This is a genomic window from Paenibacillus albidus, assembly GCF_014644435.1.
GTDB classification, from domain to species: domain Bacteria; phylum Bacillota; class Bacilli; order Paenibacillales; family Paenibacillaceae; genus Paenibacillus_AQ; species Paenibacillus_AQ albidus.
Map to the genome: position 1 here is coordinate 196822 of NZ_BMKR01000005.1, position 23425 is coordinate 220246.

Below are 23425 nucleotides of genomic sequence, written 5' to 3' on the forward strand. Positions count from 1 at the left end.
AGAGGGAAAGGCCGCAGGTTTGATGCCTGCCGGATGCTGATCATCGAGGGACAGCACAAGGTGTATTGCAATGTCGCAATCGGAGCCGCATATAAGCGGCCCGATTTTTTTTGTCTTTTTTGTGAAAACGCTCTATTCAAACACAAACAAATAGTTTAAAATCAAAACAAAGAAAAATAAACAAAAAAATAAACATTCAAAAACGGAGGTTTTCACAAAATGGTACAAAACTTATGGGACTCATCCAAATCTGCAGCAGCCAATAACGGACTCGAAGGGCTGGTCTACCGTTCCAATCTGCTCGGCGAGGACCGCAGAGTCTGCAACTGGGGCGGTGGCAATACCTCCACCAAGACAACTGTACAGGATTTCCGCGGACGCGATGTGGAAGTGATGTGGGTGAAGGGCAGCGGGTCCGATCTGGCGACGATGAAAGCCGGCAACTTCACCGGACTGCGTCTTGAGGATATTGTCCCATTGTTTGAACGTGATGAAATGCCGGACGAAGAGATGGTTGCATATCTGACCAACTGTATGATTGATGCTAAACATCCGCGTGCTTCGATTGAGACGCTGCTGCATGCTTTTTTACCATTCAAGCATGTGGACCACACCCACCCCGATGCGATAATCAGCTTGTGCTGCGCCCATAACGGCAAGGAAATTGCCCGTGAAATCTACGGCGGCCGGTTCGTGTGGGTGCCTTATATCCGCCCGGGTTTTACATTGTCCAAAATGATCGCCGAAGGTGTACTTGCGAACCCCGATGCCGAACTGGTGCTCATGGAGAAACATGGTCTGGTCACCTGGGGCGATACCCCGGAAGCTTGTTATGCCAAGACCATCGAGATCATTAATGAGGCAGAGAGCTACATCGAGAGCAAAGTGGAGGAGGAGAATCTGTTCGGCGGGCTGAAGACGGAGGCGCTGCCTGAAGATGAGCGCCGGGCTGTTGCAGCTGCTGTCATGCCGCTGATCCGCGGGGCCGTAAGCGATGACAAGAAGATGATCCTGACTTTTGACGATGAAGCGGATGTGCTGCGTTTTGTCGGAGGGGCCAACTCGGCAGAGCTCTGCAGCGTAGGTGCGGCTTGTCCGGATCATCTGGTGCATACCAAGGTGGTTCCGCTGTTTGTTCCGTGGACCCCGGATGTGAACGACATTGAGGGCCTGAAAGCGAAGCTGAAGGAAGCCGTTGCCGCGTACAAAGGGCAATATCAAGCGTACTTTGAGCGCAACAAGCATGAAGGCGACGTGATGTTTGAAGCTGCACCGCGCGTCATTCTGATTCCGGGAGTCGGGATGATCAATACCGGCAAAAGCTGGAGCAATTCCAAGCTGAGCGGAGCTCTCTACCACCGGGCAATTGCCGTTATGCGCGGTGCGACAGCCCTGGGCGACTTTGTCTCCCTGAGCGAGAACGAATCCTACAATGTGGAATATTGGCCGCTGGAGCTTTACAAATTGTCGCTGGCCCCTGCGGAAGCTGAATTCTCGCGCAAAGTGGCGTTCATTACGGGCGGAGCGGGCGGCATCGGCAGTGAAACGGCACGCAGGCTGGTGTCTGAAGGCGCGCATGTGGTGCTGGCCGACCTTAACCTGGAAGGTGCACAGAAGGTAGCGGATGAGATTAACGGCAAGTTCGGTGAGAACCGGGCGTTTGCGGTAAAAATGGATGTGACCTCGGAAGAGCAGGTGGCGGCGGCTTATGCGGATACCTCCATTTTTTATGGCGGCGTGGACATCATCGTGAATAATGCGGGCCTGGCCACCTCCAGTCCTTTTGCCGAGACTTCATTGAAAGAATGGAATCTGAATATTGCCGTACTTGGTACCGGCTACTTCCTTGTGGCCCGCGAAGCCTTCAAGCTGATGAAGGAGCAGGCGATCGGCGGCAGCATGGTGTTCATCGGGTCGAAGAATTCGGTCTATGCCGGCAAAAGCGCCTCGGCCTACAGCTCGGCCAAAGCCCTGGAAGCCCACCTGGCGCGCTGCATTGCGGCGGAAGGCGGAGAATTCGGCATTCGTGCCAACACGATTCTGCCGGATGCCATTCTGCAGGGTTCGGCGATCTGGAACTCGAACTGGCGTAATGAGCGGGCCGCCGCCTACGGGATCGAGCCGGATCAGCTGGAAGAATACTACCGCAAACGCACAACTTTGCTGGTTAACATTTACCCGAGCGATATTGCCGAAGGCGTGGCCTTTTTTGCCTCTTCCAAATCGGAGAAGACGACCGGCTGCATGCTGACCATTGACGGCGGTGTGCCGGCGGCGTTTACTAGATAAGAGACAACAAATAATCAACTCGAGGCTCTTTTACGGGACTCTTGATGGAGGGAAGCCATGCTGATTGCAGACAGGTATGAAAAAATAGTAGAGCTGGTCAATGAGCGCGGCAGCATCCGGGTCTCGGAACTGAGCGTGTTATGCCAGGTGACGGAGGAAACGATCCGGCGCGATCTGGACCGGCTGGAAAAAGCCGGGCGGCTGCTCCGTTCCCATGGCGGCGCGGTCAGTCTGCGTGACCGCCAGCCGGAGACCCCCTTCACCGAACGTGAAATTACCAGCGCCGCCGAGAAGCAGAACATCGCCCGCGAAGCGGTAATGATGATCAAGCCAGGGGACCGGATAGTGCTGGATGCCAGCACGACTGCCTGGTACATGGCTTCGCAGCTGCCGGATATGCCGCTCACCGTGCTCACCAACTCGATCAAGGTGGCTGCTGAGCTGAGCAGCAAGGAGCGGATCGAGGTGCTGTCCACGGGCGGCCAGCTGACGCGCCGCTCCATGTCTTTTGTGGGACCGCTCGCGGAGCGTTCGCTCGATTTGTACCACGTGGATAAGTTGTTTTTTTCCTGCAAGGGATTTCATTTTGAACGCGGGGCCAGTGAATCCAATGAGCAACAGGCGATGGTCAAGCGGAAGATGATCGGCATTGCCGACCGGGTCATTCTGCTCGCCGATTCCTCCAAATTTGGAATTCAGGCGTTCACCCATGTGGCCAAGACGGAAGAGCTGCATGAGATTGTTACCGACTACAGACCTTCGAGCGGACAATTGGAGCAGCTCAGCAAACTGAACATCAAGCTGAATAGAGTATAGGAAGACTACATTACAGCCCGGCCAGCGCCAGCCGGCCGGGTTCAACAACATAAGAAGGGGAGGTGAAGGGATGAAGGTATCGCTGTTTATTACTTGCGTCAGTGACGCGGTATTTCCCCGGGTCGGTGAAGCCATGGCCCGCCTGCTCGCCAGATACGGGGTAGAGCTGGATTTTCCGGAAGTGCAGACCTGCTGCGGCCAGCCTGCGTTTAACAGCGGGTACTGGAATGAAGCACGCGCTGCCGCTGTGACGATTATCCGTGCTTTTGAGGACAGTGATTTTGTGATAGCGCCTTCAGGTTCCTGTACCGGGATGCTGCACCATTATCCGAAGCTGTTTGAGCATGACCCTATCCATCTGGCCAAGGCACAGGAGCTGCAGCAGAAATCCTATGAATTCACCCAGTTTTTGGTGCAGGTGCTGGGCGTAACCGATTTGGGGGCGGTATTTCCACACCGGGTAACCTATCATCCTTCCTGCCACGGCACGCGGATTCTCGGCATTAAAGACGAGCCGATGCTGCTGATGCAGAATATCAAGGCCATGGAGCTTGTGCCGCTGCCTTTTGCCGAGGATTGCTGCGGATTTGGCGGAACCTTCGCGGTCAAAATGTCCGATATTTCCGGAGCGATGGTTACCGAGAAGTCGGATCACGTCCTGGAGACGGAAGCGGAAATTCTTACAGGCCTCGATATGGGCTGCCTGATGAACATTGCCGGCAATCTGCGTTACCGGAACCAACCGGTCCGGGTGATGCACCTGGCCGAGCTGCTGTACGAGGGAGTGAATGGAGCATGAGCCAACGGACAGCGGAAGCTTCGGCGCATAGATTGGCGCAGGAAACCAAACCCTCCACAGTGAAAAAACGTGCCGATCTGGCACTGAACAACGATTTTTTGCGCAAAGCGGTTCGTTTCACTACCGAACGGCTGCGGGACGGCAAGCAAAAGGCTGCAAATGACCACGGCCACTGGGAGGAATGGCGCGAGCGCGGGCGGCAAATCCGCCTGCATACCATTGCCCATCTGGATTATTACCTGAACCTGTTTGCGGATAATGCACGGGCCAATGGGACGCATATTCATTTTGCAGCTACCGGTGAGGAAGCCGTGAGAATTTCCCTGGAAATAGCCGAGCGGAAAAAAGCGTCCTCTGTCGTCAAGTCGAAATCCATGGTCACCGAGGAGCTGCATCTGAACCACGCGCTGGAATCCATTGGCGTGGAGACGGTAGAGACGGACCTGGGTGAATATATTATCCAGCTTGCCGGAGAGACCCCTTCGCATATTATCATTCCGGCGATCCATAAGAACCGCTATCAGATTGCGGAGCTGCTCTCCAAGGAAGCAGGAGAAGAGCTACTGCCCGAGACGACGATCCTGGCGGGATTTGTCCGGCGCAAGCTGCGGGAGAAATTCCTGGAGGCGGATATCGGGATGACGGGCTGCAATTTTGCCATTGCCGAGACCGGTTCGATGGTATTGTTCGAGAACGAAGGGAATGCCCGCATGGTGACCACGGTGCCGAAGACACAGATCACCCTGATGGGCATGGAGCGGATCATTCCTTCCTGGAGCGATCTGGAAGTCATGGCGACCTTGCTGCCCCGTTCGGCGACCGGCCAGAAGCTGACGGTCTATATGTCGGGTATCAGCGGACCACGCCGCAAAGAGGATGGCGATGGACCTGAAGAGCAGCATATCATTATTCTGGATAACGGCCGCTCGGAGCAGCTTGGTGATCCGGAATTCCAGGAGCTGCTGAATTGCATCCGTTGCGGTGCCTGCCTCAATGCCTGTCCCGTGTACCGGCATATCGGCGGCCATGCTTACGGCGGGACATACAGCGGTCCCATCGGGGCAGTATTGACCCCTGCACTCAATAAAAATGTCGATCAATGGGACGATATCGCCTCAGCCTCCAGTCTGTGCGGGGCCTGCTACGAAGCTTGCCCGGTCAAAATCCCGCTGCATGACATGCTGATCTATCTGCGCCGCCGCAAGGTGGAGCGCGGATACGGGGACAAGGCGGAAGGGGCCGGGATGAAAGGCTTTGCGGCCATTATGTCCAAGTCACAGCGGTTCAGCGCCGTAATGAAGCTCGGCCGGATCGGGCAGAAGCTGCTGGTGCGTGACGGCGGCATCCCCTCGAAGCTGGGCCCGTTGAAGGGCTGGAACAATTACCGGATCGCTCCGAAGCTGGCGGATCAATCTTTCCGCGAGGGCTGGAAAGGGCTGAAGCAGGAGCTTGGCAAGAGCTCGAAGCCGATGGAACCGGCCATGCTGAAACGGATGGAAGCGGTGCTGAAGAACCGGAAGACGGGATTACAAGGAGGCGGGGGGCATGGCTAAGGATACGCACAGTGAGTGGCTGGCGCAGATGGACGAAGCGTCCAAGGCCAAACAGCAGGCGTTCATGGAGGATATCGCCCGCCGCTTGAAGCGGCCCAGAACAACCGCACCGCCGGCTCACCCATTCCGGGGGGCGCCGGAGTATTGGCAGGAGTTCCAGTGGAGCCCGGAGGAGCGGATTGAACACTTCACCGCCAATTTCGAGGCGGCCGGCGGAATCGTTGCCCGGCTGGCGGATATGGACGGGGTGAAGGCTTATATTACCGGCAAGGCAGAAGAGATGCTGGCCCGGTATATTCTGCGGCAGAATGTTCCCGAGCTGGCTGTACTGCGGCTGGAAGAGGAGCTGGCGGAAGCGCAGATCTCCGTCTGGAATACCGATGCCGAAGAGGCCTGGAAGGACCGCGCCGCCGAAGCCGACATCGGGATCGTGGTTGCCGATTATGCGGTAGCCTATACCGGATCAATTACGGTATTATCCGCCCCGGAGAAAGGGCGTTCGGTCAGCCTGCTGCCCACGGCCCTGATTGCCATCATTCCGCTGGATCGGCTCAAAACCCGGCTGGGTGAGGTGCTGGTTACCTTTGATGAAGCGGGGCAGGGGGCGCTGCCGGCCGGGATTCATTTCATCTCCGGCCCCAGCCGGTCGGCGGATATCGAGAATGATCTGACCATCGGCGTACACGGTCCAGGCATCGTATTCGCTCTGCTGGTTGGTTGAACTGAGTAAGAGGAGAGGTGCAGATGAGCAAGCGTGATCAGCATCATATTGCCGTTGATATTGGTGCCTCCAGCGGACGTGTGGTCTGGGGAGAAATTCAGCAGGACGGGAACCTGACCTTGACGGAGATTCATCGTTTCAAGAACGGATTCGCAGAAAAGGGCGGGCATCTCTATTGGGATATGGATTATTTATACGCGGAAATCGTGGAGGGTCTGCGCCAGGCCAAAACGAGGGGGATTGACCGCTGTACCGTAGGGATTGACACCTGGGCGGTGGACTACGTGCTTGTCGGCCGGAATGGAGAGCGCATACATGAGGTTTATGCTTACCGTGATTCCCGCACAGAGGGTGCCGCTGAAGAGCTGCACGGGAAGTTTCCCTTTGAAGCTATCTACGCAAAGACAGGAATCCAGTATCTTTCTTTTAATACATTGTATCAGCTGTACGTGCATGACAAGCAGGAGCTGCAGGCAGCCGAATCCATTCTGCTGGTTCCGGACTATCTGTATTTCCGCTTGACGGGCCGGAAGATCAGCGAAGTTACCAACGCTTCCACAACGGCGCTGCTGAACCTTCATACCCGGGACTATGATGAAGAATTGTTATCCTTGCTGGGACTTGCCAGAACCCAATTTCCGCCGCTTACGGAGCCGGGAGAAGCTCTCGGAGGGCTGGATGCCGCAATGGCTGCCAGCGGAGAGCTGCCGGAATGTCAATTCATTGCCGCAGCTTCTCATGATACGGCTTCGGCTGTGCTGGGAGTTCCGGCGGCAGGCCATGAGCCCTGGGCCTATCTGAGCAGCGGGACCTGGTCGCTGATCGGCGTCGAGCGTAAAGCCCCGATTGCCGGTCCCGACGCGTTGAAGAGCAATTATACGAATGAGTGGGGGGCGTACGGCACGACCCGGTTTCTCAAGAACATTATGGGGATGTGGCTGATCCAGAAGGTGCATGAGGAGAATGGAGGGCGCTACAGCTACGGGGAGCTGGTGGAGTTGGCGGCAAGCGTCCAGCCGTTCCGGTCGATCATTTATCCCAATGCAGAGCGGTTTCTGAACCCTTCGTCGATGACCGGGGAAATCCGCCGGTATTGTGCCGAGACGGGCCAGCCGCTGCCGCATACCCTGGGTGAAATCGCGAGATGTATATTTGACAGCCTGGCGCTGTCTTACTACTGCTATGTCAAAGACCTCGAACAGCTGACTGGCGAACGGATTGGCAGGCTTCATATCGTGGGCGGCGGATCAAACAACATGTTGTTGTGCCGGATCACTGCCGATCTTCTCGGCATTGCGGTCCATGCCGGACCGACCGAGTCCACGGCGCTGGGCAACCTGGCTGTGCAGCTTATCAGCTCCGGAGAGATCAGGGATATCCATGAGGTCCGGGACGTCATTCACCGCTCATTCGGAGTAACCGTATATGAACCGCAGGCCACGCTGGAAGACATGAAGGCGGCGGCTTTGGCGAAATTTTCTGGCTGGCATCTTACTATCAGGTCATAAGGAGGAGAATTATGGAGCAAAGCATACTAAATAGCTATAATGAGGCGAAGAGACTCTATGCGTTGCACGGCATTGATGTGGAGCAGGTGCTGGAACAGCTGGCCGAGATCAAGATTTCGCTGCACTGCTGGCAGGGTGATGATGTAAAAGGTTTTTTGAATAAGGACAAAGAGCTAGGCGGGGGGATTGCGGTTACAGGCAGTTATCCCGGGCGGGCGGGTACGCCGGAAGAGCTGCGCCGGGACCTGGAGCAGGCGCTGGCCCTGATTCCGGGACGTCACAAGGTCAATCTTCATGCGATCTATGCCGATACGGAGGAGGAGGTAGAGCTTGACAAGCTCGAACCCAAGCATTTTGAGAATTGGGTGCACTGGGCCAAGGAGCAGGGGCTGGGACTTGATTTCAATCCTACCTGCTTCTCCCATGAAAAAGCGAAAGACGGCTTTACCCTCAGCCATCCTGACAAGGAGATCCGTGACTTCTGGATCAAGCATTGCCAAGCTTCGCGGCGGATCGCCGAATCCTTCGGCCAAGCCTTGGGCCAGCCGTGCGTAACGAATTTCTGGGTGCCGGACGGCTACAAGGATACTCCGGTCGACCGGCTGTCTCCACGGGTGCGGCTGAAGGAATCGCTTGATGAAATCTTCAGCGAAAAGATTGACGAGAGCTATAACATCGATGCTGTGGAGAGCAAGCTGTTCGGCATTGGCTCGGAGAGTTATGTCGTCGGATCGCATGAGTTCTATATGGGTTATGCCTTGAGCATGGGCAAGGCCGTCTGTTTTGATGCCGGACATTTCCATCCGACCGAGGTGATCTCCAATAAGTTGTCCTCTTGGCTGATGTTCGGCGACCGGCTTCTGCTGCATGTCAGCCGCCCGGTACGCTGGGACAGCGATCATGTGGTTACGATGGACGACGAGCTGCTGGAGATCGCCCGTGAGCTGGTCCGCGGCCAATTGCTGGACCGGACCCATATCGGGCTCGATTTCTTCGACGGCAGCATTAACCATATTGCCGCCTGGGTCATCGGTACGCGCAACACGATTAAAGCGCTCTTGCGGGCGATGCTGGAGCCGGTGGAAACGCTCAAGCAAATCGAGCTGTCCGGAGATTACACCTCCAGACTGGCCTTGGTTGAGGAGTTCAAATCCTATCCCTTCGGAGCGGTCTGGGATTACTACTGTGCGAAGCAAGGTGTGCCTGTCCGTGAAGGCTGGTTGAGCGAAGTGAAGAAATATGAGCAGGAAGTGTTGCTGAAAAGATAAGAGCTGATCGAATGTGGAATGACACAAAGGGATTTGAAACGATTGAGAAGAAAATCGCACAATAAGCACATCATTAAGACCCTCTTTCCTTCGGGATTGAGGGTTTTTTTCTGAAAGTAATTGTGGGAAGAGATGTTATCCATGGTTTATGACGATCGTCACTTATCATATGACGGTCTTTTTTAATATATTTACTTCGGGAAATATATTTGTCGAGAAGGAGTGGGAAGGTTGGATAACGAAATAGTAGTCAAGCAGTATAGTGTTGGAAAAATATTGGGTTTATGGGCTTTAGTCACGTTGCCGATGTTCTTTATTCGATTCGTACTGATGCCGATTCTGGTACCAATGGTCAGTATACATCCGGGTATTCTCTATTGGATGCTTATGATTGTCGGCATGATCTGGCAGTTTGTACTATCCGTCATCCTTTTGAAAAGGGAACTTGGCCGTTTAAGCTGGGCGAACCTGAAAAAAAGACTGTGGCTGAATCATCCGGTTCATCCGAAAACGTTTAAAGTCTACAAACTCGCTTATTTATTCACGATTCCGATCATTCTGTACGCCTTTTTCTTTGAAAGCTCAGGTTTGTTCACGTTTATAGGAGAAGCGATGAACCGGCTTTTCCCTTTCATGACTCCTAAGGATTATGCAGATATACAAAATCTGGTGAGCCCTGAATTTGTAGGTGACTGGTATTTGCTCGGAATTGCGCTTGTCAGTTGCTTGTTTAACTATTTACTTGGAGAAGAATTATTCTTCAGAGGCATTCTGTTACCCCAGATGAAGGGAGCTTTTGGAAAATGGGATTGGGCCATGAACGGTGTTTTGTTCGCTGCCTATCACCTGCATAAAATATCGAATATCCCTATACTTCTCGTCGGATCGTTTTTTTACGGCTTTTTGAACGCTAAATATCGTAGCTTTTGGCCGTCGGTCATCATTCATGGGGTGGAAGCTATTCCCTTGCTTTTAGCCGTTACTGCGGTCGTTTTAGGATTCCTGTAAGTGATCCATTTAAAGGGATGTGTGGTCTCATAAATATTTCAACAGTTCATACACTAAGCAATACGAAAGTATCGAGATTATTTTTCTATGGACTGGCGTGCGCTTACGTGATCCTGCTATTGCTTTACTTTGTTTTATCTCAATATAAAGGCTTTATGGTTGTTACGATCCTGATCGGGCTCTATTTCATAAGACATTCGAAACAAGTGTTAAATCATCCCAAGTATCATCCGATTGTAGCCGTATCCCCGATTGTCGAAATCGTTCTCCTCTTTTTTTTATTCCTGCGAAGCGGAACAGAAATTGAGAGTATCGTATTTGTTCTCTTTATTGCGGATCTTCTGTTGCATTACAAGTCGTGGTACGCCTTTCCGTTTGCCTATGGTGGATATTTAGCCTACATTTTTTTGTGGTCACCAGGCGGAGAAGATTTATGGCGGAATATGTTCCATATTTTGAGCTATTCGTTTTTGGTAATACCCATCTGGAGCACCAAGCTACTGCTCAATCAAAGGGATATTAACCTTCGATTAAACGAATCTTTGATTCAGGAAGCTAGAACGAGAGAAGAGATGGCGGCATTAAAAGAGAGAACGCGGATTGCGGAAGAAGTTCATGATACGGTGGGACATACGTTAACTACAGCGATTGTCGCCCTTGAGGGAGCCCAACTGCTCTTCAATAGAAAACCGGAGGAATCACTTCGGAAGATCCTCATCGCACGCGAGCAGCTGAAGCAAGGACTCGGCAACATCCGACAGGTTGTCAAAACATTAAAAGCAAAAGACGGGACTGTTGGCGACTTGGGGCTTATGGAAGGAATACAGAAGATCATGACCGATACTGAGAAGCAGACGGGTGTTCAATTTATTTTGCACTATGAGGCGGTCACCCATCTAATCTCACTTCAGGAGTATGTCATGATCAACTTCATAAAGGAATCGATCACCAATGCGCTAAAACATGGCAAAGCAAGTGCTATTAAGATCTCTGTCCTTGAGGAGCAAGATACGATTCAGGTTATTGTAAAGGACAATGGAAGCGGCTGCGATTCATTCATATATGGGTTTGGTCTGAAATCGATGGAAGAAAGAATTGAAGCCATCGGAGGTCAATTGAGTGTGCAAAGTGAACCGATGAAGGGATTTACACTCCATGTCCGGATGCCTGTTGCAAAGGGGGACGGTTAATGGATAGCAATCGCAACATCAGAGTCATGCTTGTGGATGATCAGAGAATTATGCTTGAAGGTCTGGAAACTTTGCTTTCGATAAGATCGGAGATAGAGATCGTTGGGACGGCTCTAACCGGCGAAGAAGCGCTTGAACGGCTTCACTCGGTTGTTCCGGATGTCATCCTGATGGACATCCGCATGCCGGGTATGGGTGGCGTAAAGGCAACCGAAGCCATTAAGAGGCTCCACCCGCATGTGATCATACTCATCTTAACGACCTTTGACGATGATGCGTATATCATAGAGGCTTTATGCAACGGAGCTTCCGGTTATTTGCTTAAAGACATCGATGGAGAGAAGCTTGTTCAATCTATCAATGAAGCGCTTTCCGGTAATTTGCTGCTTACTGGTAAAGTGGCACAAAAGCTTGCTCTCAATATCCGCAATAAGAACAGCAGCTTTGGAATAGCAGGTAAGGAACCTGAGCTAACGCAAAGAGAGCTTGACCTAGCAAGGCTGCTTATAGAGGGATATAACTCAAAGGAAATTGCCGAAAAACTATTTTTGACTCAGGGAACGGTAAAGAACTATTTAAGTGACATTTATACCAAGATCGGTACCAATGACCGGGCTAAAGCAGTTTTGTTATTAAAAAGATATTTATCAACAGGAGAACAGTGATACACCGCATGCAATCCGGGGAACGATAGTCCATTACCGAATTGACGATTGCCAGGAATCTCCGCTAGAGCCCAGTGCACCAAGGCTGCTGGCCACCGAGAGGTCACGGTGAGTCTAAGAAGGCATGGGGTAGCAAGCAGCTAATGACCAAAAAACACAGAGCAACGATTCTCCAGTAACGGGAGGATTGTTGCTCTGTTGACATTTTACGGCCTTTTTTAATCACAGAACTGTCTCATTCATCGAAAAATCTACTTATGGGACGTCCTCGTTTTTGGTCATTGGCAGTTTGCTTTGAATACCGGAATCCCCGGTAGCTTTTCAGTTGCCCAAAACCGCTCTTTTTGAAATGCGTGGGTGGATATAGAAATTTTTCCCACTTAAACAGCGGAGAGGACGGAACGATTGTGGAAAAGCGATAGCGTTCGCCTTGGTCACCGGATTTTCACCGCTAAGGGGAATGAAAAAAATCTGGGGACCAGAGCGATTGGAACAACGGTCCGTTCGCGTAGCGTTCACCCGGGGCACTAGCGTCTATCCTACTTGGAAACGGACTTTAATTATGCAGTATAATAAATATGGTAAAAGGAGGAAGGCAATATGAAGGAACGTATACTCATTATTGAAGATGAACTTGGAATTGCCCATATGCTGGAGCTGCTGATGATCAAAGAGGGATTCATGGACGTGCAGATTGCGGGAACCGGAGCCGAAGCGCTGCAGGTGCTGGACAGCTATAATCCGGATTTAATCGTGCTGGATGTGATGCTCCCGGACAGGAACGGGTTCGAGCTGTGTCTGGAGCTGCGGACACGGACGTATGCCCCTATCTTGTTTCTGACGGCCCGAACAGCCGATTATGACAAGTTGACCGGCTTTGCCATGGGCGGAGATGACTATATTACGAAACCCTTCAATGCGCTGGAAGTTATGGCCCGGATAAAGGCACAGCTGGCGAGAAGACGGTTATACTTGCAGGACAAAACTCCGGCCTCCTATCAATTTGCCGACTTTGAGATGAACAAAGAAACGGGAGAACTTTGTGTTCGCGGCGAGTGGGTTCACTGTACAGCCAAGGAATTTTCACTGTTGCTGTTTTTTGTCGAGCATCCGGGCCGCCTGTTCAATGTGGCACAGTTATATGAACAGGTCTGGGGTCAGATGCAGCTTGGCGATGAAAAAACAGTCGTGATATACATATCCAAAATCCGCAGCAAAATTGAACGGGACCCCAAACAGCCGAGGTATATCGTCAATTTTAGAGGATTGGGTTATAAATTTGTCCCGCGTCCCCCGTTTGATACCGAGGCTGCGCCAGCGGGGAAGCCATGAGAACCTTTCTGCGCATCGGAATACGCCTCGCACTTTTTTTGCTGCTCCTCAGTGTGTGCGTTGTGGCTGGCTGGGTAGTCATTACTACTGTCCTAATTTTACTGCGTGAAGTTTTCCCTTTTTTAAAGAAAGGAAGCATGAGCTGGACTCAGACCGGTGTCTTTTTGCTGCTATGTTTATTGGCCTTGGTACTGTTTATCTGGAGTTTGACGAAACCTGTCTCTTATATGCTCACCTGGCTGAGACAGCTGGCACAGGGGAATTACGAGGAGCCGGTAAGAACCGATTGGCGGGGAAGGCCTGCTGCCGGGGATGAAATCCGGGTGCCGTATTCTTTTTATCAAGAAATTATCGGGCAGTTGACCTTGTTAACACGTGTGCTTAGACAGGCGGAGAATGAGCGTCGTGAACGGGATGAGAACCGTAAGAACTGGATCGCCGGGGTAAGGCATGATCTTAAAACACCGCTGGCCTATATTCGCGGGTATGGTTCCATGATTGCTGCTGTTCAGCAGTATAACTGGTCCGCCGGAGAAATGGCGCAGTTCGGTGCACTGATTGAACAAAAAACAATCCAGGTGGAGCAGCTGATCGAGGATATGAATGCTTCCTACCAATTGGATAGCGGTGAACTCCCGCTGCATAAGGAACTGACGGAAATCGTTGAGTTCACCAGAAAGATTGTTACAGACCTGGCTGAGCAGACGCTTGCCGAAACTTTTACCTTTGCTTTTGAAACCAATAAGGAACAGCAGGAGCTTGTTATTGACCGCCGATTACTTAAGCGTGCGCTGCATAACTTGTTGTGGAACGCTGTTGTACATAATCCTGCAGGAAGCCATATTCTTATGGAGCTGCGCTGTATGCCACAAGGAGTAACGATGTTTATCCGTGATAATGGGCAGGGGATCCCTCCAGGTAAGCTTGCCCATCTGAATGCCGGCGGCCAAAACGAGGGGCTGTCCGCCCATACAAGGCTACACGGTTCCGGTTTGGGGATTGCACTTGCCAGGGATTTTGTGGAAAAACATGGAGGAACGGTGACCATACATAGCGAACAGCATCAGGGCACTGTAGTTTCTGTCCATCTGAATTACGTTGCCGGTTCGCTTCTTCAACCCTCAGAGTAGCTTCAGGTTTTTTTACTTGATTTTTACTTTTGTTTACCTGGCTGCAACTCCCGGTGACTACAATTGTCTGTATTACAGAATATGAGGTGATTGTGAGTGTCGCAGCTGATTGTGGAGACGGAGGGAATGACACGCCGGTTCGGAACACGGATTTCGGTAAATGATGTGAGCTTGAGGGTGCCGGAGGGGAAAATCTACGGGTTTTTGGGACCCAATGGAGCCGGTAAAACAACCAGTATCAAAATGCTGCTCGGATTGATACGTCCCGATGCCGGGACGATTCGCCTTTTTGGGCAGCTGATGCCGGAGAACAGCCTGGACATACTGCGCAAGGTGGGCTCGCTGGTGGAGAATCCATCTATTACGGGCATCTGACAGGTTATAAAAATTTAAAAATTCTTGCCACGCTGCTTGGGTTGCCGGACTCCCGGATCGATGAGGTCCTGGCCATTGTCCGGCTGACCGAAAGTGCCAAGGAAAAGGTGGGCGGTTATTCGCTGGGGATGAAACAGCGGCTCGGACTGGCCTCCGCGCTGCTGAGGAAACCGCAATTGCTGATTCTGGATGAGCCGACAAATGGGCTTGATCCGGCGGGGATTCAGGAAATCCGGCAGCTGATGTTGACCTTGACCCGCGAGCAGGGGCTAACGATTATGCTCTCCAGCCATTTGCTGAGCGAGGTGGACACTATAGCGGATGAGATCGGCATTATCAACGGCGGCAAGCTGGTCTTTCAGGGCGGCCTTGTTACCTTGCAAAATAAAAGCCGAAAAGTACTGCACCTTGCGCTAGACCGTCCGGAAGAAGCCGCACGTACCCTTGCAGAACAGGGGATTGGGGTGGAATGTAGAGGTCGTACGATATCGGTATCGCTGGAAGGGGAAACCCCTCTTATGCAGGCGCAAATATTTAAGGCGTTGAGCGGGTTCAACATTCTCGAGGTGAAGGAAACGGCCAAATCGCTCGAAGATATTTTTCTGGAATTGACGGGTAAAGGGGCGAGCTTATGATCAGGCGTGCGATGCTGGCAGAGGGGATGAAACTTAAACCTTCCGCCATCTTGCTTCCGGTGATCAGCTCCATTTTGTTCGTTGCGTTTGTTGCGCTCGAATGGCATTTATACTTCAGCAAAACCCCGCAAGGAGTATATGCCGCATTTAATGTGATATATATGTTTTTGCCCTTTACGATGCTGCTCAATACGGCGCTGTTCGCCAGCATGTTCGCCGGAGTGGAATATGAAGCGCAGCAGTGGAAGCAGCTCGTCACATTGCCTGTATCCAGGCAGTTGATCTATTGGAGCAAGACCCTCTGGATCTTATCTCTGCTGCTGGGCACAGCCTTGTTGATCATTGCCGGAATGAGCATCCTGTGGTCCTTCTATACTTCTGATCCGCTGCCGTTTCTGTTTCTGGTCAAGCAAGTTTTATACAGCTGTTTGGCCTCCATAGCGGCACTGGCATTTCAATGGTGGTTGTCGGTCCAGTTCTCCAATCAGGCTGTTCCGGCGGCCATCGGGTTCCTGGGGGCGGTTACCAGTCTGTTTCTGGCGCGGGATACGCATAGCTGGTGGATAAAAATATGGCCATGGACATATCCTGCCCTGGCCACCCCGTTCAACCCGCAGCACTTGCTGTGGATCGGATGCAGCCTGGTATTTGGTCTTGTGTTGCTAACGGCAGGAGCGTTCCATTTTCACAAAAAACAATTTTATTAAATAAAGGAGGCCGTTATGAAACGGTTGATGTCAGCGGAGTGGATGAAGGTGCAGCGTTTGATCATTCTCCTTCTCATTGGAATTGACCTGGCCGTTGTCACGGTGCTAGGAATCAATAGTTTGGACAATCTGGCTTCCTTTTTCCCGCCTTCCTGGGATACCTTATATCATCACATGATTGAATTTCATGCCTTGTTTTTTTATCCGTTGTACGTGGGGATATTTGCCTCGTTGCTCTGCCGGTATGAGCATATCCACGGTGGCTGGAAGCAACTGTTAACGCTGCCCATTCGCCGCACCGGAATTTACTGGTCCAAACTGGGGATGCTGATGCTGCTTATGGGGTTAACTCAGATTTGTTTTGTTCTCACCTATTTGCTGGCGGGCCTCAGAACGGGAGTTCCAGGTCAATTGGATGGGAGGGCCTTGTTAGTTGGCATAGTGGGGGGCTGGTTATCCATTTTACCCTTTGCCGCTTTGCAATTATGGATTTCCCTGAGGCTGAGCTCCTTTGCTTCGTCTTTGATTTTATCGGTGTCCATGGTCATACCCAACATTGTGCTCACCGGGCTGCATGCAACGATTGGGGCCTGGTTCCCCTTTACAGCCGCTTATTATGTGATGTTCCCGCGCGGGACCGCCTTGTCGCCACGGCTTGATGTGCTGCCTTTTATTCTGATTTTAGCCGTGACCAGTTTATTCTACATATGGGGAGGGCGGCGTTTTCTCCTGATCAGGATGGGGAGAATCTGACCGCCCGAAGTTAATAAGGGCTCGTATTATGATATAATGACGTATCTTCATATTTACTGACACTTCCGGGAGGAATGCCTGATGATGCAAGCAGATAACAGCAGCGCCAAAGTCCCCGTGGAGCATTTGCCATTCAGCAAGGAGAACGAAGAACTCGTCAAACAGAATTTCTGGTCCAAAACAAAGAAATTCGCCGGCAAGATCCCGTTCACCAAAGATGCCATTGCCATGTATTATTGTGCCGTGGACGCCAAGACGCCGCTTTGGGCAAAAGGAATCGCTTTTGCAGCATTGGCCTATTTCATCTCCCCCCTGGACACGATTCCGGATGCGTTCATCGGCCTTGGATTTACGGATGATGCAGCTGTTATAGCGGCAGGGGTCCGGGCGATTGCCGGTCAGGTTACGGATGAGCACAGGAGTAAGTCAGAGGCTTTTTTTAATGGTGAATCCAAGGATTAAAGGTTGGCTACAGCTGAATATCCGTTTCAACAGGGCAGCTTTCTGCGGAAAGCTGTTTTGTTTGGTATTCCTCGCCCCAAATCCGCATCAGATTAATGATCGGTCCCAGGGTTTGGCCAAAAGGAGTCAAAGAATACTCTACCTTGGGCGGTACCTGATGATAGACCTCCCGGTGGATCACACCGTCCTCTTCCAGCTCCCGCAGCTGCAAAGTCAACATCCGCTGTGTAATGCCCGGACAAATCCGGCGAAATTCATTAAACCGTTTGGTCCCGTCCATTAAATGATAGATCAGAATGCCCTTCCATTTCCCTCCAATGACATCCAGAGTGAATTCCACTGGGCAAGCTTCCTTATTGCTGTCGGGAAAATCCCCGAATCCGCCTTTTCGATTTCGCAAGGTCCTCTCAACTCCCTAAGTATCATTTTGTATACTACATAACAATAATGTAAGTACTTCTATAATCATTATACTTGATTTAATATTAGTCATGTGATTAATAAACAGTCAACCTATGGATGAAGAAAGGGAGTATGCATGATGAAGACCTTAACCGCTACCCAGCAAGACATTTTGTCCGCCTACCAGTTCAGACATGCGGCCAAAGAATTTGACAGCAGCCGGAAGATCAGCAAGTCCGATTTCGACTTTATTCTGGAGACCGGCCGTTTATCCCCAAGCTCCTTTGGCTTTGAGCCCTGGCGTTTTGTCATTGTACAGAACCCGGAGATTCGTGAAAAGCTGCGTCCCTATGCCTGGGGAGCGCAGAAACAGCTGCCGACAGCGAGTCATTTCGTTCTGCTGTTATCCAGGCTTCCCCAAGATATGGGTGCCGCTTCGGACTATATTCAAGGGATGATGCAGGAGGTGCAGCAGCTGCCGGCAGAGGTCGCAGCAGGCAAAGGAGTTATGTATGATAAATTCCTCAGAACTGATTTCGGCTTATGGGGTAACGAGCGGGCCATGTTTGAATGGAGCAGCCGTCAGACCTATCTGGCCCTTGGCAACATGATGACAGCCGCTGCCCAGATTGGCATCGACTCTTGCCCGATAGAAGGTTTTGACAAGAAGGAAATTGAGCGGATTCTGACGGAAGAGGGGATTATGGACCCGGCGCATTTCGGAATTTCCTGCATGGCCGCGTTTGGCTACCGCCTGAAGGAGCCGCGTCCCAAAACACGGCAATCGGCGGAGCAAGTGATTCAGTGGGTATAATAAACAAGCCAACACCAAGCTTGGCCAGGAAATGCAACGCTGCAGTATCGACCTGGGGTCGAGAGATGTCACTGAGGGGCTGTTCTATCCGGAAGAAGGCAGCATTAGGAAGGAAGATGCCACCCCGGCGCTGATCCGTCACATCTCTGAGCAGGGGCTTGAACACTATGCCAAGTGGCTGCTGCAGCTGGAGCAGGACGATGCAGAGTGCATCCGTTACCCCCGCTTCAAAATATCCGATGACAAGTCGGGTATCTATATCCGTCTTTAGCCAAAATACAAAGTTCACAGTTCTTTCGGATAACGGAGGAACTGTGAACTTTTTTGCGTTACCCTATTGAATTTCCTGAAATTGATCAGAAAAATTGCGAAAAATCATAGATATTTACATGAAATCTCTGTTAGTCTTATAAAGGTCTGTCTGAACAGATAAACACCGATTTCACTTATGAAGGAGTATACACACCCTTGAAAATCATCCGCATCCTCGCCCAAATCGCGCCGCTGTATGTGTTCTACATGGCTGGTGATTACTTGCAAAAGCTGCTGCATCTTCCGATTCCCGGCAGTATAGTTGGCCTGCTCCTGCTGTTTGTGCTGCTGCTGTGCAAGGTGATTCCTGTCCGCTTTATTGATTATGGAGCCAGCGCCATCTTGTCATATCTGCCACTATTCTTCATTCCGGCAACAGCCGGAATTGTAAATCATATGGATATTTTTAGCGGCAGAGGCGTATTGCTGATTCTGGTCCTGGTTGTCAGCACGGCTCTGACGATTGGTGTGGCTGCACACTCCAGCCAGTGGCTTGCAGCCCTCAGTAGCAGGAGGAACGGAAGGGGCCTTAGCGGCCGCAGCCTGAGAGCGAAAGGAAAGGAACTATAATGATAATAACCGCCACCGGAATTGTGCTGCTAACCGTAGCGATTTATATCGTTATGTCCCTGATCTACAGACGCTTTCACCACCCGGTTCTGCTGCCGGCGCTGACGGCTACTGCTGCGGTGGTCGCGCTGCTGCTGGTGTTTGAAATCCCGTATGAGACTTATATGATTGGAGGCCAGTGGATTAACCGTCTGCTGGGACCAGCAGTAGTATCACTGGCCTATCCGCTGTACAAACAACGTCATGTGCTGCGCCAGAATCTGCTGGCCATACTAGGCGGGTCCATCGCGGGTCTGCTGATTGGCATGTGCAGCGGGATGCTGCTGACAACCTGGCTTGGGTTCTCCAGACTTTACGTCCTGTCCGTATTGCCCAAATCGATTACTACACCCGTAGCAATCCAGATCTCGGGCAGCTTGGGCGGGGATTCTTCCCTGACCTCCGTGTTTGTAATGATCGCCGGATTCACCGGAGCGATTGGCGGACCCTATATCCTGAAGCTGTTCCGCATTCAAAGCGAGGCCGGAATCGGCATCGGGCTGGGAACAGCCTCGCATGCGCTTGGCACAGCCAAATCGCTGGAATATGGCGAGCAGTCGGTCTCCATGAGCTCTGTTGCGATGACAGTCTGTGCCATCGCCGGTTCCGTTATCGGCCCGTTGATTGTCTGGCTCATGGTTCACTAATCCGTGAGCCAGTGAGTCGCACGGGCCGAAAGAGATCAGGTGTTGACCCGCAGCCGGATCACATTCCAGGAGGCCTTTGCGAGCAGGGCGGTCATCCGTCCGCCTTCTGCCTGCGCGGAGCCGCCGTTATGCGGGACCACAGTTTCAGGGCTTTGTTTGGTGTTGCAGGCTTTAAGCTCTTCATGTTCCAGGACAATATGCTCCAGTACATGTACCGCACCAAAGCTGCGCAGATCGACGGTCAATTCCAGGCCTTCGGACAGATGCCGGTTCACGGCAAAGACGGTCACCTCGCTCAGTTCCTCGTTATATACGCTGATGGCCTCCAGATAAGGAACATCTGCGAAATCCTTGGAATCATATTTCGGGCTTGTAATTAACGGGTGCAATACTGTTCCCCGGCCATAAATTGAAGTGTGAAGGTATGGATAGTAGGTTGTCTGCAGCCAGAGTGGACCGCCGTTTTCGGTCATGATCGGTGCGATCACGTTGATCAGTTGGGCGATACAGGCCATTTTGACCCGGTCGGCATGTTTGAGCAGGGTAATCAGGCAGCAGCCCACGACCAGCGCGTCCTCCATATTGTATACATCCTCAAATTCCGGCGGCGCTACCTGCCACAGCTGTTCGGCCCGGCTGCTGCCTTGCGACTTCCAGACATTCCACTCGTCGAGGGACAGATAAATGGTCTTTTTGCTTTTTTTCTTGGCTTTGATGTAATCGGCGGTTGCGGCTACACTGCGGATGAATTGATCCATATCCAGCGACCGGGCCAAGAAGTTTGGTGTGTCATCCTCGTTGTTGTTATAGTACGTATGCAGGGAGAGGAAATCCACGTTGTCGTAAGAGAGATCAAGTACCGTGGCTTCCCATTCGGCAAAAGTATCCATCCCGCTGCCCGAGCTGCCGCACGCGACCAGTTCCAGGGTCGGGTCTACCCAACGCATGGCTTTGGCTGTTTCATTCGCCAGTCTGCCGTATTCTGCCGCCGTTTTGGCTCCAATTTGCCAGGGGCCATCCATTTCATTGCCGAGGCACCAGGTTTTGAAAGCATGCGGTTCTTTATAACCATGAGCGATCCGCAGATCACTGTAGTAGGAACCGGAGGGGTGGTTGCAGTATTCCACCAGATTTCTGGCAGCATCAATTCCGCGTGTCCCCAGATTCACGGCCATCATCACTTCCGAGCCAACAAGCTTGGCAAAGTCCGCGAATTCGTTCGTGCCTACCTGATTGGTTTCGGTGGTCCACCAGGCCAGTTCAAGAGAACGCTTACGTTTCTCTTGGGGGCCAACGCCATCTTCCCAGTTATAACCGGATACGAAATTTCCTCCGGGATAGCGGATGATTGGCACGTTCAGGGCGCGGATGGCTGCGAGCGCATCGGAGCGGAAGCCCTGCTCGTCAGCCGTCTTGTGGCCCGGTTCATAGATTCCTCCATATACCGCCCGTCCCAGATGTTCAATAAATGAACCGTAGACCCGCGGGTCTACCTCAGCCAGCTTGAAATCCTTGTCAACAATCATAGTGGATTGAATGCTCATAATCATGTATCCCCCTAAATTAGAATTAATGAATAAATTAATCGAATTCGCAAATTATGCTTACATAATACCCATATCGTTATATAATAGGCAATATAATTATTGAGGATTAATATAAAAGCGAATTCTATCCATTGGGGGATTATAAAATGTACTTAACAACCGACTCCGAATCACTCCGGGTCTACGAGGCGCTCGCCAGTGAAGCCCGTTTGAGGATCATTGATCTGCTGAGCGTCCGGGAAATGCATATTAAGGAATTGGCCGCAGCTCTTTTTCTCAGCAGTGCCATCGTCAGCTCCCATGTGTCCAAGCTGCAGAAAGCCGGCATTGTCAGCTCGCAAATGAAGAGAATCCAGGGTGGAACCTATAAATATTGTTCACTGTCCGCGAATTATTTGCAGATCAAATTGTCGGGTGAGCGCACCGTCGCCGGGAAGGTGCTTGAGGTAGCGGTGCCAGTCGGGCAATATACGGATTTGCAGGCTTCGCCTACCTGCGGAATTGCCACTCCCGAGAAGCTGATCGGTTATTATGACGATCCGCGGTATTTTTTGGACCCGGAACGGGTGGATGCGGGAATCCTCTGGTTTGCCAAAGGTTATGTGGAGTACAAGGTGCCGAACTATCTGTTTAAAGATCAGGTGGTACGGGAGATTGAAATCTCCATGGAGATCGGTTCTGAGGCCCCGCATGTCAATGAGAAATGGCCTTCAGATATCGGATTTATGCTGAACGGGCTGAATGTTGGCCAGTGGACTAGTCCGGGGGATTTCGGCATTTCGCGGGGGCGGCTGACCCCTGCCTGGTGGCATCCGGATGTCAATCAATACGGGCTGCTTAAGGTGCTTAAGATCAATGCCGGAGGCACATTCATGGATGGCCAGCAGATCTCGGAAGCAACGCTTGATGATGTGCACTGGCAGCAGGATCAATGGACGTTCCGTTTCACGGCTGAGGACAACAGCCGCAGACGGGGCGGATTAACCTTGTTTGGACGCGGATTCGGCAACTATGAGCAGGATATAGTGTTCAGGGCATACTATGATTAGATTTCATGAAATTATAAATGTTCCTTTCAAGCAGCTATGTTTGCAAAATGCCTCATCGGGTAACTATAACTAAGGCAAGCCTATAGCGTAGTTTACCAAAGGAGGAATTCACATGTCAGATCATATTCAAGACGAAGCGGCGATCCGCAACAAGGAAAACAAAGACGGAGATTCTCTTGCGGAACAGAAAAAGATGGAGAATGGTGTGGACATTGAGCCGGAAGCGGATGACTGGGTAGCCAAACCGGCAGAATCGGCCCATCCCGATCCGCTGCCCAAGAATGTTAAATAGATGAATTCGTCAAGACCACAGACATTCCCGCCGGTTCAGGTGCGGGAGTGTCTGTTTTTTTACCGGCCCAAATATTGTATACTAGGCAGTGTAATAAACCCCCGGAATGGGTTTGATTACACTGCCTAAAAATGTGATACAGGCTTAGCACAGCGTATTCTCCAGGATCATCGCAGATTTCTCAAGCAGCACGGAAATTTATGGCGGGGAGGAAAGGACATGCGTAGTCAGAACGAGAACGGCAGGTATCGGCACAAACGCGGAGATGCTCTGGCGGGTAATTACGAGAAGAAATACGGTTCTGACTTTGGGGTCCGCAGTGACATGAAGCTGGACTCCCTTAAAAGTCCCGGGGATGTTCTGCCGCTGGCACCGCTCTTGAAGGAACAGAAGGAACAACATAAGGAATGAAGCCGGAGCAGAGCAATCTGCTCCTTTTTGCATGAAATGGATATCACAACCGGCCGCTTGGACGCATAACCTCTGCCTGAGAAAGGCATAATATTCCTCGTTATCTGTCTAAGGAGAATTCAGTCATTCGG

General features: G+C 51.6%; 26 protein-coding genes. 24 read left to right on the forward strand and 2 right to left on the reverse strand.

What is annotated here, in order from left to right:
- The first annotated feature begins 219 nt into the window (after positions 1-219).
- From IEY53_RS07440 to IEY53_RS07515, 17 genes are all read left to right on the forward strand, one after another.
- On the forward strand, positions 220-2289 hold the full coding sequence (locus tag IEY53_RS07440) for a bifunctional aldolase/short-chain dehydrogenase (RefSeq protein WP_189023500.1): 2070 nt from the start codon (positions 220-222) through the stop codon (positions 2287-2289).
- Between the two features lie 57 nt (positions 2290-2346).
- Entirely contained in the window at positions 2347-3105 is a 759-nt protein-coding gene (locus IEY53_RS07445) for a DeoR/GlpR family DNA-binding transcription regulator (RefSeq protein ID WP_189023502.1), read from the forward strand.
- Between the two features lie 70 nt (positions 3106-3175).
- Entirely contained in the window at positions 3176-3904 is a 729-nt protein-coding gene (locus IEY53_RS07450) for a (Fe-S)-binding protein (protein WP_189023504.1), read from the forward strand.
- Positions 3901-5457 (forward strand): LutB/LldF family L-lactate oxidation iron-sulfur protein, encoded by a 1557-nt coding sequence (locus IEY53_RS07455; RefSeq protein WP_189023506.1) that lies wholly within the window; start codon positions 3901-3903, stop codon positions 5455-5457. Before IEY53_RS07450 ends, IEY53_RS07455 begins: the two co-directional genes overlap by 4 nt.
- Positions 5450-6178, forward strand: coding sequence for a LutC/YkgG family protein (locus IEY53_RS07460; RefSeq protein WP_189023508.1), 729 nt, complete (start codon positions 5450-5452; stop codon positions 6176-6178). The genes IEY53_RS07455 and IEY53_RS07460 overlap by 8 nt, the downstream gene beginning before the upstream one ends.
- 23 nt (positions 6179-6201) lie before the next feature.
- A complete protein-coding gene (gene rhaB, locus IEY53_RS07465) occupies positions 6202-7686 on the forward strand; it encodes a rhamnulokinase (RefSeq protein WP_189023510.1) in 1485 nt (494 codons plus the stop codon).
- An 11-nt stretch (positions 7687-7697) separates the two neighbouring features.
- Positions 7698-8954 carry an L-rhamnose isomerase gene (gene rhaA / locus IEY53_RS07470; protein WP_189023512.1) on the forward strand — a complete coding sequence of 419 codons (1257 nt, stop codon included), beginning with the start codon at positions 7698-7700 and terminating at the stop codon, positions 8952-8954.
- Between the two features lie 231 nt (positions 8955-9185).
- Positions 9186-9962: a CPBP family intramembrane glutamic endopeptidase gene (locus IEY53_RS07475; protein ID WP_189023514.1), complete on the forward strand. Its 777-nt coding sequence runs from the start codon at positions 9186-9188 to the stop codon at positions 9960-9962.
- The gene (locus tag IEY53_RS07480; protein WP_189023516.1) at positions 9881-11152 is read left to right on the forward strand and encodes a sensor histidine kinase; all 1272 of its coding nucleotides are present in this window, start codon (positions 9881-9883) and stop codon (positions 11150-11152) included. Before IEY53_RS07475 ends, IEY53_RS07480 begins: the two co-directional genes overlap by 82 nt.
- The gene (locus IEY53_RS07485) at positions 11152-11817 is read left to right on the forward strand and encodes a response regulator transcription factor (protein ID WP_189023518.1); all 666 of its coding nucleotides are present in this window, start codon (positions 11152-11154) and stop codon (positions 11815-11817) included. The genes IEY53_RS07480 and IEY53_RS07485 overlap by 1 nt, the downstream gene beginning before the upstream one ends.
- 600 nt (positions 11818-12417) lie before the next feature.
- Positions 12418-13149: a response regulator transcription factor gene (locus IEY53_RS07490; RefSeq protein ID WP_189023520.1), complete on the forward strand. Its 732-nt coding sequence runs from the start codon at positions 12418-12420 to the stop codon at positions 13147-13149.
- Positions 13150-13286: 137 nt separating this feature from the next.
- Positions 13287-14279 (forward strand): sensor histidine kinase, encoded by a 993-nt coding sequence (locus IEY53_RS07495; RefSeq protein ID WP_189023522.1) that lies wholly within the window; start codon positions 13287-13289, stop codon positions 14277-14279.
- Between the two features lie 96 nt (positions 14280-14375).
- Positions 14376-14654: an ATP-binding cassette domain-containing protein gene (locus tag IEY53_RS35875; protein WP_308424209.1), complete on the forward strand. Its 279-nt coding sequence runs from the start codon at positions 14376-14378 to the stop codon at positions 14652-14654.
- A 41-nt stretch (positions 14655-14695) separates the two neighbouring features.
- On the forward strand, positions 14696-15289 hold the full coding sequence (locus IEY53_RS35880; protein WP_308424210.1) for an ATP-binding cassette domain-containing protein: 594 nt from the start codon (positions 14696-14698) through the stop codon (positions 15287-15289).
- Positions 15286-15996 carry an ABC transporter permease gene (locus IEY53_RS07505; RefSeq protein WP_189023524.1) on the forward strand — a complete coding sequence of 237 codons (711 nt, stop codon included), beginning with the start codon at positions 15286-15288 and terminating at the stop codon, positions 15994-15996. Before IEY53_RS35880 ends, IEY53_RS07505 begins: the two co-directional genes overlap by 4 nt.
- A 15-nt stretch (positions 15997-16011) precedes the next feature.
- Complete coding sequence (locus IEY53_RS07510; protein ID WP_189023526.1) at positions 16012-16749, forward strand: ABC transporter permease; 738 nt, start codon at positions 16012-16014, stop codon at positions 16747-16749.
- An 81-nt stretch (positions 16750-16830) separates the two neighbouring features.
- Complete coding sequence (locus tag IEY53_RS07515) at positions 16831-17211, forward strand: YkvA family protein (protein WP_229696036.1); 381 nt, start codon at positions 16831-16833, stop codon at positions 17209-17211.
- 7 nt (positions 17212-17218) lie between these two features.
- Here the strand turns inward: IEY53_RS07515 and IEY53_RS07520 are convergent, their stop codons facing one another.
- On the reverse strand, positions 17219-17611 hold the full coding sequence (locus IEY53_RS07520; RefSeq protein WP_189023528.1) for a winged helix-turn-helix transcriptional regulator: 393 nt from the start codon (positions 17609-17611) through the stop codon (positions 17219-17221).
- Positions 17612-17752: 141 nt separating this feature from the next.
- On the opposite strand from IEY53_RS07520, the gene IEY53_RS07525 reads away from it, so the two are divergent.
- The 4 genes from IEY53_RS07525 to IEY53_RS07540 all read left to right on the forward strand — a co-directional run bounded on the left by IEY53_RS07525 (position 17753) and on the right by IEY53_RS07540 (position 19995).
- Positions 17753-18427, forward strand: a complete 675-nt coding sequence (locus IEY53_RS07525; RefSeq protein ID WP_189023530.1) for an NAD(P)H-dependent oxidoreductase — start codon at positions 17753-17755, stop codon at positions 18425-18427.
- A gap of 31 nt (positions 18428-18458) precedes the next feature.
- A complete protein-coding gene (locus tag IEY53_RS07530) occupies positions 18459-18698 on the forward strand; it encodes a hypothetical protein (protein WP_189023532.1) in 240 nt (79 codons plus the stop codon).
- Between the two features lie 197 nt (positions 18699-18895).
- The gene (locus IEY53_RS07535) at positions 18896-19309 is read left to right on the forward strand and encodes a CidA/LrgA family holin-like protein (RefSeq protein WP_189023534.1); all 414 of its coding nucleotides are present in this window, start codon (positions 18896-18898) and stop codon (positions 19307-19309) included.
- Entirely contained in the window at positions 19309-19995 is a 687-nt protein-coding gene (locus IEY53_RS07540; protein WP_189023536.1) for an LrgB family protein, read from the forward strand. Before IEY53_RS07535 ends, IEY53_RS07540 begins: the two co-directional genes overlap by 1 nt.
- A 35-nt stretch (positions 19996-20030) precedes the next feature.
- Here IEY53_RS07540 and arfA read toward each other — a convergent pair whose 3' ends face one another.
- On the reverse strand, positions 20031-21539 hold the full coding sequence (arfA, locus tag IEY53_RS07545; RefSeq protein ID WP_189023538.1) for an arabinosylfuranosidase ArfA: 1509 nt from the start codon (positions 21537-21539) through the stop codon (positions 20031-20033).
- Positions 21540-21688: 149 nt separating this feature from the next.
- Between arfA and IEY53_RS07550 the strand changes: the two genes are divergently transcribed.
- The 3 genes from IEY53_RS07550 (at position 21689) to IEY53_RS07560 (ending at position 23294) form a co-directional block, all read left to right on the forward strand.
- Positions 21689-22591: an ArsR/SmtB family transcription factor gene (locus tag IEY53_RS07550; protein ID WP_189023540.1), complete on the forward strand. Its 903-nt coding sequence runs from the start codon at positions 21689-21691 to the stop codon at positions 22589-22591.
- 112 nt (positions 22592-22703) lie between these two features.
- On the forward strand, positions 22704-22883 hold the full coding sequence (locus tag IEY53_RS07555) for a hypothetical protein (RefSeq protein WP_189023542.1): 180 nt from the start codon (positions 22704-22706) through the stop codon (positions 22881-22883).
- 219 nt (positions 22884-23102) lie between these two features.
- Entirely contained in the window at positions 23103-23294 is a 192-nt protein-coding gene (locus IEY53_RS07560) for a hypothetical protein (protein ID WP_189023544.1), read from the forward strand.
- Positions 23295-23425: the final 131 nt, after the last annotated feature.